Genomic DNA, 14,989 nt, shown 5'->3' with positions numbered 1-14,989 from the left:
GACTCTAGCGAAACCGAGACGAAACGCAACCAAAGCAATGAAATCGAAACCTCACGATCGGTTTCGGTCTGTGCGTCTCAGGGCGCGGAGGCCAGAAGCGCTGCGGCGATGAAGGCCAGCGCCAGGCCGACCATCTTCAGTTCACCCGGCATGACGCCGACGATCAGCAAGGCGATGACGGCCGTGACCAGAGGGCCGCCGGCGTTGGTGAGCGGGGCCACCACGATCGCCTTGCCGTGCCGGAAGGCATAGACGAGGAACAGGGCGCCCACGGCGTTCAGCATCTGTATGACGGCGGCCAGCCCTGGCCCGTCCCAGCTCCAGTTGATCGGCTTCGAGAAGTCCGTCATCGCGATCGCCGCCGGCGTCAGCAGGAGACCGCTAAGCATCATGTAGAAAAAGATGCTCTCGGCGCTCATCCGCGTATTGGCCAGTTTCATGAAGAAGGCCTGCACGCCCCAGCAAAGCATGATGATCAGCGACAGCGGGAACCAGGCCGCGCCCTGGGAGAAGGAGAAGCCTTGGGGGGAGAAGTCGAACAACGGCAGAGCGACCAGGGCCAGCACCACGCCCAGCGCGCCCAGACGCGAGGTGCGCTCCTTGAGCAGGACCAGCGACATCAGGATGGTGACCAATGGCGACAGGGAGATGATCGGGAAAATCAGATACGCTGGCCCGGTCGTCACGGCGTAAAACAGCACCATCTGCCCCCCGGCGCCGGTCAAGCCGATCAGCAGGCCGTAAAGGATCGACAGAGGATCGCGGTCCAGCCGCCATTTCTCGCGCTTCAGCACGATAAGGGCGGGCAGCACCATGGTGAGGGCCCAGACGCAATAGACCAGCGTTTCGGGAAAGCCGCGCTGCGCCGAGACGCTGGCGAATGCGCCCCACACCCCCCACAGACCCACGGTCATGAGGGCGAAAACCAGCCAGCGTCGGGACGCGACCATGGGCGCTGCGGCAGGCGAAGTCGGGTCGGTCACGGGCGTCAGCCTTAAATGGGGGTGGCTTCGATCAGCAGGAAGCGCTCGAAACGGACGGGAATGCGTGCGGTCTGCGCGGTCACCGTGCCCAGGTCCGCGCCGTTGAAATAGTCCGTCAGGCGATAGTCGCCTGCGCCCAGCCCCCGCAGCTCAATCCGCCCGTCCCATGCCGGCGCATAGAAGGCGTAGTAGAGCCGGCCGTCCTTCTCGACGGCGTGGGCTTCCGGCTTGTCAAAGCCGATATCGTACAGCTCCCCCAAGTACTGGCCCTTGGGCAGCATCTTCGCATTGTAGACGTCCGCCCACTTGCGCCACACCGCCTCGCGTTCGGCCGTCAGCCGGAAGTTGGCGTCCTTGCCCCGGCCTTCGTTCGGCCAGGTGAACTTCGTCGAGATCACCGCGCCTATGCCGACGGACGAGGCGAAGTCGTCGCCGCCGTCGCTCAGCTCGACATGGTCGCCGGCGTAGGCGGCGTCGCGCCCCATCAGGGCCTTCAGCGACTTGCCCTTCAGGCGCACCTGCCAGGACGACAGCGGATCGGACGCCGGAACCTGATTGGTATAGGGCAGATTGTGGAAGGCGTAGGACGTCCCGCACGGACAGAACTCCACCACGGCCTGCGGATTGGCGTCCAGAGCCGTGTCGTAGACCATCTTCCAGAAGTTCTGGAGTTGCTCGACCGACTCCTCCGGGCGCGCATGATTGTGAGCCGGGTTGTGACAAGGGGCCACGCCGTTCATGTGTTGACCGTCCAGCTTGAGGCCCTCGTAGCCCCACTCGCCGATCATCTTCCGGATCAGCGCTTGGGTGTAGTCGCGGGTCGGCTGATAGGCGGGGCACAGGTAGAAGGCGTTCCACCAGGTCACGTCCTGAACCGCGCCGTTCTCGTCCAGCAGCAGCATGTCGGTGTGGTCGTGCAGCAGGTCCGACCCCGGATCGACCGCCAGGGGCGCCAGCCACAGCTTGGGCTTCAGGCCCGCCGCGCGGATGTTGCGGGCAAAGGCGATCATGTCTGCGTCGCTGCGGAATTTGCGGGGATCCAGCGCCCAGTCGCCCTCGTTGGTCTGCCAGCCGTCGTCCAGCACCGCCCATTTGAAGCCCAGATCCTTGACCTTGGCGTAGGTGCCCTCGATCTCGGCGACGGTGAAATCGCGGTCGTAGCCCCAGGCGCACCAGATGGCTTCATAGGATCCGTCTGGAGCCTTCGGCGCCGCCAGGCCTCGATCCGCCATCACCCGGCGATAGGCGTCGAGCGTCGCGTAATAGTCGCGTCGGTGCACAGCGATGAAGGCGTCGAGCGAGCTCATGGCGTCGCCCGGGTTCAACGTCACGGCCCGCGCCTCTTCCATGGCCACGGAGGCCCCGCCGGGCGAGGCGATGATCGGCAGCGAAATCAGTTTCGGCGTCAGCTCGATATGGCCGACAGCAACGCCGGCGTCAGGCCGCCAGACGTCGGCGACGGGCGTGCCCGATCCGTAGTCGGAGGCGTTCATGCCCATGAAATTGGCCTGCTCGAAGCCATCGCCCACGGGCTGAACCCAGTCGCGGCGGTCAGCATGGGTCGAGCCGGACCAGGACCAGAAGCCCGCGCCGGACGACTTCAGCACATGCGCCCCGAGGCGATAGCTCTTGATGGCGACAGGCGCGCCCCGCGTGCTGCGCCAGACGACCTTCACCAGGGGAAAGCCCGGATAGCGATCATAGAAGGTCAGGCTGACGCTCTTTTCCAGCCCTTCGGCGGAAACGCCGCGCACCGTGTGCCGAACGCCCTCGCCGTGGATATCGCTGACCGGGATCTGGCTTTGATCGACGAACGCGAAGCTGTCGATGATCCGATCATCCTGAAGCGTCACGGTTTCCGAGGGGCCGAACTCGGTCAGGGCGGCGGGACGGCCGGCGAGGTTGGAGATCAGCCGGCTGTTCAGGGCCGAGTCAAACTCGACCGTAAGGGCCTGATCGCCCGCGCGCGCCACCACCGGACCCGCCCAAGCGCGGCGGGGTCCGATTGCTCCAGCGGCCAGGACAGTTCCACCCAACAAGGCCAGCAGGCCACGGCGGTGCAGAAGGGGTTTCGTCATCATCGTCTCACCCTCTTTTGACGATCAGCCTGGAAATAACCTTGCATAGGCCCCTTTCCAAAGGCAAACAAAAAGACGCACAACGAAACATTGGCGTTCGTTTCGACGCCTGCCCCTTCCGGCTGAATGGAGGTCGTCATGAAGTTCAATATCCGCTTGTCCTGGGCTGCAGCCGCGCCGCTCGTCTTCTGCGCGATGTCCGCCTGCAGCACGCTCAAGACCGGGATGACCTACGACGCCGCCGACTTTGCTACGGTGCGCAAGATCGACGCCCATGTGCACGTCAATGTCGCCGACGACGCCTTCCTGGACCAGGCGGCGGCCGACAATTTCGAGATCCTGTCGATCAATGTCGACTACCCCGCCTTCCCGTCGATCAGCGATCAGGCCGCAGTCGCGCACCACTACGCCCAGGCGAACCCCGAGCGCTTCCACTACGCCGCCACCTTCTCGATGCAGGGGTTCGGCCAGGCCGGCTGGGCGGACCGCACCAAGGCCCAGATCGACGCCGAAGTCCGCCAGGGCGCCGTGGCCGTGAAGGTGTGGAAAAATATCGGCATGGTCGAGCGTGACGCCGAGGGGCGTCTGATCTTCATCGACGACGCCGGTTTCGACCCGGTCTTCAGCCATCTCGCCGCAACCCATGTGCCGCTGATCGCACACCAGGGCGAACCCTATAATTGCTGGCTGCCGATCGAGCAGATGACGACCCGCAACGACCGGCTCTACTTCTCCGCCCACCCCGAATATCACATGTATTTGCACCCCGAGATGCCGAGCTATCAGGCCCTGATGGCCAGGCGCGACGCTATGGCGGCGCGCAACCCGAACCTGCAGTTCGTCGGAGCCCATATGGCCAGCCTGGAGTGGAGCGTCGATGAGGCGGCGAAATTCCTGGACGCCCATCCAAACGCCGTCATCGAACTGGCGGCCCGCATGGCCCAGATCCAGTACCAGTCCGTGCGGGACCATCGGAAGGTGCGGGACTTCTTCATCAAGTACCAGGACCGCATTCTCTACGGCACTGACCTGACGCTAAATCCAGGCGAAGACGCGCAGGCCTTCAGACAGTCGGCCCACGACGTCTGGACCTCGGACTGGACCTATCTGGCCACCGGGAACAGCCAGCGTGTCGATGACATCGACGCCGAAGCGAAGGGGCTCGCCCTGCCCCGCTCGGTGATCGACAAGATCTATTCCGCCAATGCGCGTCGCGTATTCTTCTCCCGTCCGGGCCGCTGATCGGAGCCGTTCCATGACCGCGCGCTCCCTCCTCATTTCAGTCGCGGCCTGTGGCCTTCTGAGCCTTGCCTGGCCGGCCCTCGCCCAGACCGGCTCCCCGCCCGACCCCCTGCCCGATCTCCTGGCCGCCACCGGCGCATGGTCCATCCCCGAGCGGTCGCAAGCGCGAACCCCGCCGATGGGGTGGAACTCCTGGAACGCCTTCCGCACCGAGGTCGACGAGGCCAAGGTGCTGGGCGCGGCCCAGGCCATGGTCGACAGCGGGCTGTCAGAACTCGGCTACACCTATGTCAATATCGACGACGGCTGGTGGCTGAGGCGCCGACAGCCGGACGGCCGACTGGAGATCCGCACCGCCATCTTTCCATCGGCGCAGATCGAGGGCGCGGATTCCAGCTTCCGGCCCTTCACCAACGCCTTGCACGCGATGGGCCTGAAGGCCGGCATCTACACCGACATCGGGCGCAACGCCTGCTCCCAGGCCTATGACCTGCATTCTCCGAACCTCCCGGAAGGCACGACCGCCGAGCGCGAAGTCGGCCTCCACGGCCACGTGGATCAGGACATCGGTCTGTATTTCAACGACTGGGGCTTCGACTACATCAAGGTCGACGCCTGCGGCATCAATGTCTACGGCCCCGAGAACCCGCTCGTCGCCGAGCACGCCTATACGCCCGTGCCGCCCCTGATCGACCAGGTCTCGATCAACCGCACCGACGTTCCCGCTGTTCAAGCTCTTTATGAGCAGGTCGCCGACGCCCTGGTCCGGCACAATCCGGACGGCGACTATATTCTCGCCATCTGCAACTGGGGCTCGGCCAATGTCCGGGCCTGGGGCAAGGACGTGGGGCACCTATGGCGCACCAGCGGCGACATCACCCCGACCTGGACGCGGATGCTGCACAATTTCGACAGCGCCTCGACCCGCGCCCTCTACGCCAAGCCGGGCGCCTGGAACGACCCGGACATCCTCTTCGTCGGTCACGGCGACTTCGATCAGGACCACCTGACCGAGGCCCGATCGCACTTCGCCCTATGGGCCATGATCAACGCGCCGCTGCTGATCAGCTACGATCTACGCCAAGCCCCGCAGAGCCTGATGGACATCTGGGGCAACGCCGACCTGGTGCGGCTGAACCAGGATCCGGGCGGCCATCAGGGCGTCATCACCTACGCCTCGGACGACGTGCAGATCATCGTCAAGACGCTGTCGAACAGGGACAAGGCCGTGGCCCTGTTCAACCGGGGCCTGGCCGAAACGGACGTCACCCTGACGGCGGCCCAGCTGAAGTTCGCCGCCGGCGCGCCTATCCAGATGCGGGACCTCTGGGACAAGACCACATCGACCTTCACGGGCGAGACAAGCTTCACCCTCGCCCCCCGTCAGACCCTCGTGTTTCGGGCGGCTGGCGAACGCCAACTGGCCGACGGCGTCTATCTTTCCGAGATCCCGGGCAATGTGAATGTGGCGGTCGACGGCGTCATCGCGCCCGAGCCCGATCCCGTCGTGCACCGGATGCGCAACGCCTGGGGCGAGACCCGCGGTTCGGGCGAGCGACCAACCTATGCCGGCTGGGGCGGCGCACAGGCCGACGCCACTCCCTATGACGAGGCGCTTAGGATCTCGGGCCACGGCTTCGAGACCGGCATCGGCGTGCTGACCAACTCGCGCCTGGAAGTGCGCAACACGGGCTACACTCGCTTTCAAGCCAGCGTCGGCGTGGACGACTCCACCCGCAACACCCGCGACACCGTGCGGTTCGCCGTCTACGGCGACGGCCGATTGCTCGCCGAAAGCGCGCCCATGGGCTTTGGCGCCGCGCCGGCCGCCCTGTCCGCCGACATCCGCGGCGTGGGCATCGTGGAGATCGTGGCCCGGTCGGAGACTCTGACCAGCGACCTCCCGCTTGTCGTCACCTGGGGCGACGCGGCCCTGCGGCGCTGAGGCGTCCGAGCGACGCCTCAGGCCTTGTGAAGCCGGAAGCCCAGTCGTTCGGCGGCCTCGTCGATATAGGCCGGCGCGCCGGTGTCGGTAATCAGGGCGTCGAGGTCCGCCACGTCGATGATGCGGTGCAGGCAGATCTTGCCGAACTTGGAGGCGTCGGTGACGGCGATGACTTCGCGTGCGGTTTCGACCATACGGCGGTTCAGTTGCGCCTCGGGCTCGTGGTGGGTGGTGACGCCCCGCTCGATGTCGAGCCCGTCCACGCCCAGGAACAGCTTGTCCAGCAACAGGTCGTCCAGGGCCGCGACGGTCTGGGCGCCGTAGAAGGCCATGTTCCGCCGACGCAGCTCCCCGCCCAGCATGACGATCTTTATCTTTCGTTTCTGCGTCAGCACCGTGAGGATGTCGAAATCGTTCGTGACGACGGTCAGATCCTCGTCGTCCGGCAGGAAGCGCGCGATCTGCAAGGTGGTCGTGCCGGAGTCCAGCATGATGGACTCGCCGGGCCCGACCATGCCTGCCGCCAGTCTGCCCACGCGCTCCTTGGCTTCGGTGTGGCTGACCCGTTTCGTCTCGATAGCCGGCTCGACCGGGGCGTTCACGACCTCGGTGCTGATCGCCCCGCCATAGGCGCGCGTCGCGACGCCCCGTTCCTCGAGATAGTGCAGATCCTTGCGGATGGTCTGCATGGAAACATTGAACATGTCCGACAGGGCTGCGACCTGAACGCTGCCGCGGGCTCGGATCATGGTCGTGATTTCACGCCGACGCTCTGAAGTATCGCGCGAGATTGCGCGGGACCCGTCCGCCATGCACTTCATCTCCCAAGACGGCGAACTGCCGCCACCCTGCATATCCCGTTTTCACTTTGCCTACAAAACGAAAGCGCGAGCGGGCATGTCCCCCGACGCAAACCCCGGGCAGTGGTCGATCACTGAGTCAGGATGACGGAGTGGCGGCTTCACCGGGCGTTAGGGCGACGGTGCGGAAACCGATGTGAGACGCGCCGAGTGTCAGATCCTGCGCCTGACGCGCCCCGGGCCGATACCGCATGCAATAGTTGGAGGCGCACAAATAGCTTCCGCCCTTGATCACGCCGACGGGCACGCCCGGCTGGCGGGGATCGGCGCCGGGGTCGCCCGGCGTAGGCTTCGCGGACCGCGTCGTCCTGTAGGCGTCCGCTGTCCACTCCCAGACATTGCCGATCATGTCGTGGACGCCGAGGCCGTTGGCCGCGAAACACCCCACCGGCGCAGGCCCCTTGTAGCCGTCCTGGCCTTGATCCAGGACCGGAAACACGCCCTGCCAGGTATTGGCCTGGGTCGGCTGGCGATCAAAATTCGTCACATCGGGGTCAGCGGACCGAGCCGCCCATTCCCATTCGATCTCGGTCGGCAGCCGTCTTCCTGCCCAGCGCGCATAGGCTTGGGCGTCAGCCAGGGCGATGTGGACAACCGGCAGAAAATCTCGCCCGCGAAGGTCGCTGCCCGGCCCTTCCGGACGTCGCCAGGAGGCGCCGGGGACAAACACCCACCAGGTCGAGGCGTCGCGGGGATCGAAGCGGGCGTCGTCGAAACGGAAGACCGCTGAGCCCGGCTGCACCGCGCCTGCCGGCAGACCGAGATACTGCCGGGGATCGACCGGACGTTCAGCGACGGTGACGTAGCCCGTGTCTTTCACGAACCGGGCGAATTGGGCGTTGGTGACTTCTGTGACGTCGATGCGGAAGGCCGCCACCGTCTCCGGCTGCGGCGGCCCCTCATCTGCATAGACGTCGTCGCCCATCATGAAACGGCCTGCGGGGACGAGAACCAGCGCCCCGGGGTCGTCCGCCGTCGGCGTCGCTGGACAGACGGCGGAACGGATGGCGGGCGGCGCGCAATTTCCGAGGCCGACCAGAGCAACGGCCGCCGCCACGCCGGCTGAGAAAAGCCGCCGGATCATAGACGAACCGCCCCGGAAACGATCTCTGCGTACCGGGTCTCACAGAACGGGACATATCCCCCGATCCGGGGATCATCGAACAAGATGGGATCGGCGACGACACGAGGATCAAAGCCTTCGCGAACGGCCTCGGTCTTCTTCTGTTTGAAGGTGGCGGTCGTCTCCATGGCCGGCGTCAGGCGCAGGAACAAGGGACGCGCATAGGCGGGCAGAGCCTCTTGGACGACGCGACGTGTCTGATCAGGATCGAACACGGTCTGATCCACCACCAGGCTCGCCATGCCGGCGCGCCCATTGCAGCCCGGCACTTCGACGCCATAAACATTCGCCTCCAGCACGCCCGGCGCGGAAGACAGGACGCCTGCGACCTCGGTGGTGGAGACATTTTCGCCCTTCCAGCGAAAGGTGTCGCCAATCCGATCGACGAAATAGACGTAGCCGAGGCGGTCGCGCCGCATCAGATCGCCGGATCGGAACCAGGCGTCTCCCGGCTCGAAGACGTCGCGCAGCACCTTGCTCTCGGTCGCGCCATGATCGGAGTAGCCTTCGAACCGCATCGCGGCCTTCGCTGGATCGATCCGGGCGATGGCCTCGCCGACTTCGTCATCGACACAGGCTATGCAGCGCCCTGAGGCGGCCCGTTCTGGACGTTCAGAGACCGGATCGTGGCGGATCAGGGCGAGGTTCACGGCGGATTTCATGTAGGCGGGCGCTCGGCCGACGGCGTGGGGGCCCCCGTCGAAGTTGAACAGGGTCAGATTGCTCTCCGTGGCGCCGTAGAATTCCAGAATCCGGGGGACGGAGAAGCGTGTCTGAAAACGGTCCCACACATCGGGCCGCAGACCATTGCCGACCGCCAATCGAAGGCGGTGACGCCGCTCGTCAGGATGGGGCGGGGCATTGACCAGATAGCGGCAGAGCTCGCCGATATACTGGAACAGGGTGGCGTCATACCGGACACAGTCGCTCCAGAAGGCGGTGACCGAGAACTGTCGGCGCAAGACGATCGCCCCGCCTGTCGTCAAGGCGATCCCCGGAGCGCAGACGCCGCCGACCGTATGATAAAGCGGCAGAGGCGCGTAAATCACGTCCCGCGCCCCCGCCCCTGTGGCGGCGGCGAAGGAATGCATGGTCAGGAGAGTGCGCAGATGAGTAATCCGCGCGGCCTTGGGCAACCCCGTGGTGCCGCTCGTGAAGATCAGCAGCACCAGATCCTCGGCCCGGCAGCCGGCCCGCGCGGCGCGATCCGGACGGTCGGGCGAAGCGCGAGCGAGATGGTCGTCGAGAAGGGCGCAGTCGTCGGCGACACCGCCCGACAGCCACGCCTTTGCCTGGGTCTTCAGATGCGGCAAGGCTGAATGCCAGCCCTGGACCAGGGGTGCATCGACGATGACATGGTCGGCGCCGGCCGTGTCGATACAATGCGCCAATCCTTGGCCGATCAGCTGGCTGTTGATCAGGGCCGTCGCCACCCCGACCTTGGCCATGCCGAACCAGACCGCGAGATAGTCGGGGCGATTTTCCATGAACAAGGCGATCGTCGCACCCGGCGCGATTCCTAGCGCCAGGGCCCAGGCCGCATAGCGATTGGCCCTCTGGTCAAGATCGGCATAGGTCCAGCGCACATCCTCGAACAGCACGGCCGTCCGGTGGGCGTGACGGTCGACGGCGGCTTCCAGATCATCGGCGACATTGACCCGTGCCCCGGGTTTGAGCCGGGACACCCGCGCCAGGGTGCGCAGACCGCCGGTCAGAAAACGGATCTCGCGACGCATGGCGGCCCACATCGACGTCACGCCTCGGGCCTGCCCATGTTCACCAGGGTCTGGCCGCCCTTGGCGAAGGTCTCGCGTCCGTCACGGGTCGCCGCCATCAGGGCGTCGAGATCGAATGGAATCTTTATGCCCTTGTCGGCCGCCGGACGAGCCGCGATCGCAGCGACCCACCTTTGCAAATGCGCATAGGGTGTAATGTCCACGCCCGACCACTTGTGCGTCCGCACCCAGCACCAGTTGGCGATGTCGGCGATGGAATAGTCGCCAGCCAGCCATTCGTGATCCGCCAGCCGGGCGTCCAGCACGCCGAACAGCCGGCCGCTTTCACCCTGATAGCGGTCGATGACGACCTGAATTTTCTCGGGGAAATATCGATGGAAGACATTGGCCTGGCCCATCATCGGACCGACGCCGCCCATCTGGAACATCAGCCACTGGATGACCAGACTGCGGCCCTTTGCATCGGCAGGCATCAGTCGGCCGGTCTTTTCGGCCAGGTACATCAGTATGGCCCCGGATTCGAACACGGCGAAGTCTCCGGCGTCTCGGTCCACGATCGCCGGGATTCGACCGTTCGGATTAATGGCCAGATAGTCGGGCGCGCGTTGGGCGCCGGACAGGAGATCGATGGCGTGCACCTCGTAGGGCAGCCCCAGTTCCTCCAGCGCGACGGAGGCTTTCCAGCCGTTCGGCGTGGGTGCGGTATAGAGATCGATCATCGGGTGAATTCCAGTCCAGAAGGCAGGTCGCGGGCGCAACGAAAGCCGATGTGGGCGGTCGAGGTTTCCCGCGGCAGGCCAATGCGCGCCGCCGGGCGGTAGCGGGCGCAGTACTCGCCGGCGCACAGAAAGGAACCGCCTTTCAAGGCCTGTCTGATTTCGCCGACAACGGTCGCAGAGCAGCCGCATGTCGCCCCGCGGTCAAATCGGTCGGCGGTCCATTCCCAGACGTTCCCGATCATGTCGAACAGGCCATAGCCGTTGGCGCGATAGGCGCCGACCGGGGACGTCCCGGGCGATGGGCGTTCTGACCACCACGGAAAGGCGCCGCGCCAGACATTGGCCATGACCGAGCCATTGGGGGCGAACTCGTCGCCCCAGGCATAGACGGCTCCGTCCAGCCCGCCTCGGGCCGCAGCCTCCCATTCCGCCTCGGTCGGCAGCCGCTTGCCCGCCCAGGTCGCGTAAGCCTGGGCGTCCTCGAAGGAGACATGAACCACGGGATGATCGTCACGACCTTCCACGGACGAGGCGGGGCCCTCGGGCCGACGCCAGGCCGCGCCTTCCACAAATCCCCACCATTGGTCTGGGCGGGCCAGATCGACCGGTTCGGAAGTCATGGTGAAGACTGCAGAGCCTGCGGGCTGCAGCCGTTCCGCCGTCGTCACCCAGCCGGTGGCGGCGACGAAGGCTGCGAAAGCGGCGTTGGTCACGGGGCCGATATCGATGGCGAAGCTCGCCATCTCGACACGACGCGCCGGCCGCTCCTCCGCATAATGGTCGTCCGATCCCAGGTGAAAGCTTCCGCCCGGGATGACGGCCATAGCCGCCGTCGCGGCTTCCGGAATCATACCGTCATCCCCATGCGGTCGAGGAAGCGTCGGGTCTCCACGGGATTGGTCGGCTTGTTGTCGACCTCGATCAGGACACGGGCGATGCGGCCGCCGAACGGATTGGGCCCGGCGTAGTGAGCCGAAACCTGATTTCCCAAATCCGCGCCGATGGTGAAACCGTCATAACCGGTCGCGAACAAGGCCTGCTCCCAAGTGCGCTCTCCGACCTTGCGACCATTCACGAACAGGGCCCCTCGACCGTCAAATGGCCGGCCGGTCATGGTCTGGACATAGCGCACCGTATTCTGACCGCGTCGAAGCGGCGCATTGGCCACGATCCGCTCGCCCCAGGGCACGAGGCTGTACTCATAAGTCAGCCGACCGTCCTCGACATACAGGACATAGCCGGCGTGTTTCGAGCCGGAGGCGACAAGCACCCCGTCCTGACCCGGCTCCCATTCGAGATCGACCGTAATCTTGTGATCCAGGCCACAGACCAGCGGAGCCACGTCGTAGGCGATCCGGTCGACCGGAGGGTGAAACTCCCAGCGGGGCCGAATGCCCTTCAGCTGGCGGTCCTGCACCAGTTTGAGCATCAGGTTGCGGTCGTCCAAAGGAAAGACGCCGTACTTCTCCGCATCGGCCTGCCAGGCGGCCCTCAGTCGTTGCACGATCTCCGGATGAGCGGACGCCAGATCCCGCATCTCATTGACGTCCGCGCTCAGATCATAGAGCTCCCAGACGTCCTCGTCCTGATCCTTGCCGCGGGTATGTCGGCAGGTCAGCCGCCAACGCCCATCCTCATAGGCGCGGTTTCCACCCAGTTCGTAGTACTGCCCAGTCCGGGTGTCCGCCCCAGCGGAGAAGATGTTGGCGAGGAAGCTGGCCCCTTCGAGCGGCTTCTGAGGCAGACCCATATAGGTCGCCGGTCGAGCAACCCCAGCCGCCTCGAGAAGGGTCGGCAGGACATCCACAACATGGACGAACTTGTCCCGAACCTGACCGCCCTCGCGTATACGGCGAGGCCAGGACACAATCAGGGGATCCGCCACCCCGCCCAGATGAGCATATTGTTTGTAAAGCCGAAAAGGCGTGTTCGAAACGCAGGCCCAGCCCATGGGATAGTGGGGGAAGGTCGCATCCTCGCCCATGACGTCATAGAGCTCGGCCGCCTTTTCGATCGGGACCGGCCGTCCGAAGGCGGGCGCGAAGACGTTGGGCGAGCCGTCGGGGGTGCCCTCGCCGGAACCGCCATTATCCGACATGACCAGAACCAGAGTGTCGTCCGACTGCCCCAGCTCGCGCAGGGTCTGCATCAGCCGGCCGATATTGGCGTCCATGTTCGAGATCATGGCGGCGTAGACCTCCATGTACCGCGCAAAGACCCGCTTCTCGACGGCGCTTAGCGATGCCCAGGGACGCGCTCCGAACGACAGGGGCGGCAGGCTGGTCGTCGGCGGCAAAAGCCCCAGCGCCTTCTGGCGCTCGAGCCGCGCGGCGCGGACGGCGTCCCAACCGATGTCGTAGCGGCCCTTGTAAACGTCCCGTTCGCGCCCCCGAACCTGGAGCGGCGAATGGGCTCCGGGAAAGGCCAATTGCAGGTGGAAGGGCTTGTCGGGCGAGACCGCCTTCTGCGTCCGAATGTAGCGGATGGCCCGATCAACCAGGTCATCACAGATATAGTAGTCCTCCACCGCCGGCGGTGGGATGGGAGCGACGCCGTCGTAGAGTTCGGCGGGCTTGAAATAGTCCGTCGAATGGCCCTGGAACCAGTAGGCGCCCTCGAACCCGCGCGACGTCGGCCAGTTGTGAAAAGGACCAGAGGGCCCGTTGCTGGCCGAATTGTTCACATGCCATTTGCCCGACAGGAAGGTCGACCATCCGGCGTCGCGCAGGATCTCGGGCAGGGTCGCCGCCTCGCGCGTGAGATCCCCACGATAGCCGGGATAGCCGCTGTCGATGTCCGCCAGCCACCCCATACCCGCCGAATGGGAATTCAACCCGGTGAGCAGGGCCGCGCGAGTGGGCGAACACATGGCGCAGGTCCGGAAGTTGGAATATCGCACGCCGGCCTGGGCCAGGGCATCGAGGTTCGGCGTTCTGATCTCGCTGCCGTAGCAGCCCAGATCCGCAAACCCGACATCGTCCAGCACGATGGTGATGATATTGGGCGCCCCATCCGGGGCCGTCGGAAGCCGCGCATAAGACGGTCTGGAATCTTGGAAGGACTCACGGACCTTGGCCGGCTGTCCCTCGGCGACGGCGGACGGCGTGACATAGGGAGCCATCGCCGCGCGGACCGCGCCGACGGCCAGGGCGCCGCCGGTTGCGGCGGCTGTGCCCCCGGCGGCGCCGATCAGCAGGGATCTGCGGTCGATGCGGCGCGGCGGACGGGCGTCCGGATCTTGACCGGTCATGCCGCAGCTTCCGTATCGACAGCCTTGCGGAGGTAAGGCAGGCACCCGGTTTCCGACAGCAGGGGAACGAGGCGCGCCTGATCCCCGGCCTCCAGGGCCTCAAAGGCCTGCACCAGCGCCAGCAGGCATTTGGCTTGGTATTTATTCGCGGCCTGGGTCAGTAGGTCGCCGTCGGCCCTGTATTGAAACATGGACTCGCCCGAGGCCACGGCGGCGGCGTTGGCGGCGAAATACGGCAGATAGTGGGTGGCGCATTCGGTGAGCAGAAGACGCAGGCACGGCGTGTCCAGCGTGACGTCCCAGGCCCCCTCGGGCTCTCCCGAGAGATCCTCGGTCGTCTGGACCCAGCGGTAAAGCCACGGATAGTGCGCCCTCATCAGACCCTGCGGCGTCGGATCGGTGGCAAGCTGGCTGAGCTGACCATAGAAGGCGAAATCGGCGGCGCTGGGCCGGCGGCCAAAGAGATAGCCGACCTCGACCACCTGACGATCAAGGGCCGCCATAATCCTGTCGGCCGACGCCTCAAGGACCGGTTGCGCCGCCTCGCCGGCCCCGACAAGATCCACACGCGAGACCTGGCGCTCCCGCCACGCCTGCGCCTGTTCCTCGATCTGGATCGCCCCTTGCCCGCGCAGCGCGTCGAACGCCAGCCAGCGGCTCATCTGCAACTGATCCACGGGTCGCGCCCAGCGATAGGCGTACATGGCCTTGGCCAGCCACTCGTCCGCAAAATCCTCCAGCAACATGGACAGGAAACCCAGAGCCGCGTCCGCCGGGACCAGGCTGCGGACGGCGGGATGACGGGCCTCCAACAGGGCGATGAGCGCCGTCGAGTCATTGAACGCCTCACCTTCAGGGGTGACCAGAACGGGAACGACCTTGGCCTTCATGGACTGGGCCGCGACGAAGCCGGCCATGCCGCCCTCCCACACGAAGGGAATGCGCCGGTAGCGGAGAACCGCGCGCATCTTCATCGAATAGGGCGAACCGATCGCCCCTTTCAGCTGATAGAGGCCTCCCACGACCGTTTCCTCGTTCATCATTGTCCTCCGC

The 14,989-nt window shown here is 65.5% G+C and carries 12 protein-coding genes; 2 read left to right on the top strand and 10 right to left on the bottom strand.

Going from position 1 to position 14,989, the window contains the following annotated elements; translation table 11 throughout:
* Positions 1–77: 77 nt before the first annotated feature.
* From ACVPT3_RS03620 to ACVPT3_RS03610, 3 genes are read right to left on the bottom strand one after another with little or no spacing between them, the layout of a single operon-like run.
* The gene (locus ACVPT3_RS03620; protein ID WP_492042844.1) at positions 78–983 is read right to left on the bottom strand and encodes an EamA family transporter; all 906 of its coding nucleotides are present in this window, start codon (positions 981–983) and stop codon (positions 78–80) included.
* Between the two features lie 11 nt (positions 984–994).
* The gene (locus ACVPT3_RS03615) at positions 995–3,064 is read right to left on the bottom strand and encodes a glycoside hydrolase family 36 protein (RefSeq protein WP_492042843.1); all 2,070 of its coding nucleotides are present in this window, start codon (positions 3,062–3,064) and stop codon (positions 995–997) included.
* The gene (locus ACVPT3_RS03610; RefSeq protein WP_492042842.1) at positions 3,061–3,279 is read right to left on the bottom strand and encodes a hypothetical protein; all 219 of its coding nucleotides are present in this window, start codon (positions 3,277–3,279) and stop codon (positions 3,061–3,063) included. The genes ACVPT3_RS03615 and ACVPT3_RS03610 overlap by 4 nt, the downstream gene beginning before the upstream one ends.
* 7 nt (positions 3,280–3,286) lie before the next feature.
* On the opposite strand from ACVPT3_RS03610, the gene ACVPT3_RS03605 reads away from it, so the two are divergent.
* Positions 3,287–4,303, top strand: a complete 1,017-nt coding sequence (locus tag ACVPT3_RS03605; protein ID WP_492042841.1) for an amidohydrolase family protein — start codon at positions 3,287–3,289, stop codon at positions 4,301–4,303.
* Between the two features lie 13 nt (positions 4,304–4,316).
* Complete coding sequence (locus tag ACVPT3_RS03600; RefSeq protein WP_492042840.1) at positions 4,317–6,248, top strand: NPCBM/NEW2 domain-containing protein; 1,932 nt, start codon at positions 4,317–4,319, stop codon at positions 6,246–6,248.
* Positions 6,249–6,265: 17 nt separating this feature from the next.
* Here ACVPT3_RS03600 and agaR read toward each other — a convergent pair whose 3' ends face one another.
* The 7 genes from agaR to ACVPT3_RS03565 all read right to left on the bottom strand — a co-directional run bounded on the left by agaR (position 6,266) and on the right by ACVPT3_RS03565 (position 14,958).
* Positions 6,266–7,060, bottom strand: coding sequence for a transcriptional repressor AgaR (gene agaR / locus ACVPT3_RS03595; protein WP_492042839.1), 795 nt, complete (start codon positions 7,058–7,060; stop codon positions 6,266–6,268).
* Between the two features lie 127 nt (positions 7,061–7,187).
* A complete protein-coding gene (locus ACVPT3_RS03590; protein ID WP_492042838.1) occupies positions 7,188–8,192 on the bottom strand; it encodes a formylglycine-generating enzyme family protein in 1,005 nt (334 codons plus the stop codon).
* Complete coding sequence (locus tag ACVPT3_RS03585; protein ID WP_492043780.1) at positions 8,189–9,979, bottom strand: long-chain-acyl-CoA synthetase; 1,791 nt, start codon at positions 9,977–9,979, stop codon at positions 8,189–8,191. Before ACVPT3_RS03585 ends, ACVPT3_RS03590 begins: the two co-directional genes overlap by 4 nt.
* 5 nt (positions 9,980–9,984) lie before the next feature.
* On the bottom strand, positions 9,985–10,686 hold the full coding sequence (locus ACVPT3_RS03580; protein WP_492042837.1) for a glutathione S-transferase family protein: 702 nt from the start codon (positions 10,684–10,686) through the stop codon (positions 9,985–9,987).
* Positions 10,683–11,537, bottom strand: a complete 855-nt coding sequence (locus tag ACVPT3_RS03575) for a formylglycine-generating enzyme family protein (RefSeq protein WP_492042836.1) — start codon at positions 11,535–11,537, stop codon at positions 10,683–10,685. Before ACVPT3_RS03575 ends, ACVPT3_RS03580 begins: the two co-directional genes overlap by 4 nt.
* Positions 11,534–13,936, bottom strand: coding sequence for a sulfatase family protein (locus tag ACVPT3_RS03570; RefSeq protein WP_492042835.1), 2,403 nt, complete (start codon positions 13,934–13,936; stop codon positions 11,534–11,536). The genes ACVPT3_RS03575 and ACVPT3_RS03570 overlap by 4 nt, the downstream gene beginning before the upstream one ends.
* Positions 13,933–14,958, bottom strand: a complete 1,026-nt coding sequence (locus ACVPT3_RS03565) for a glutathione S-transferase family protein (protein ID WP_492042834.1) — start codon at positions 14,956–14,958, stop codon at positions 13,933–13,935. The genes ACVPT3_RS03570 and ACVPT3_RS03565 overlap by 4 nt, the downstream gene beginning before the upstream one ends.
* Positions 14,959–14,989: the final 31 nt, after the last annotated feature.

The organism is Brevundimonas sp. FV1ps31S, assembly GCF_058681265.1.
Note: the sequence above shows the minus strand (reverse complement) of the source record. Positions and strands in the feature narration are given on the sequence as shown.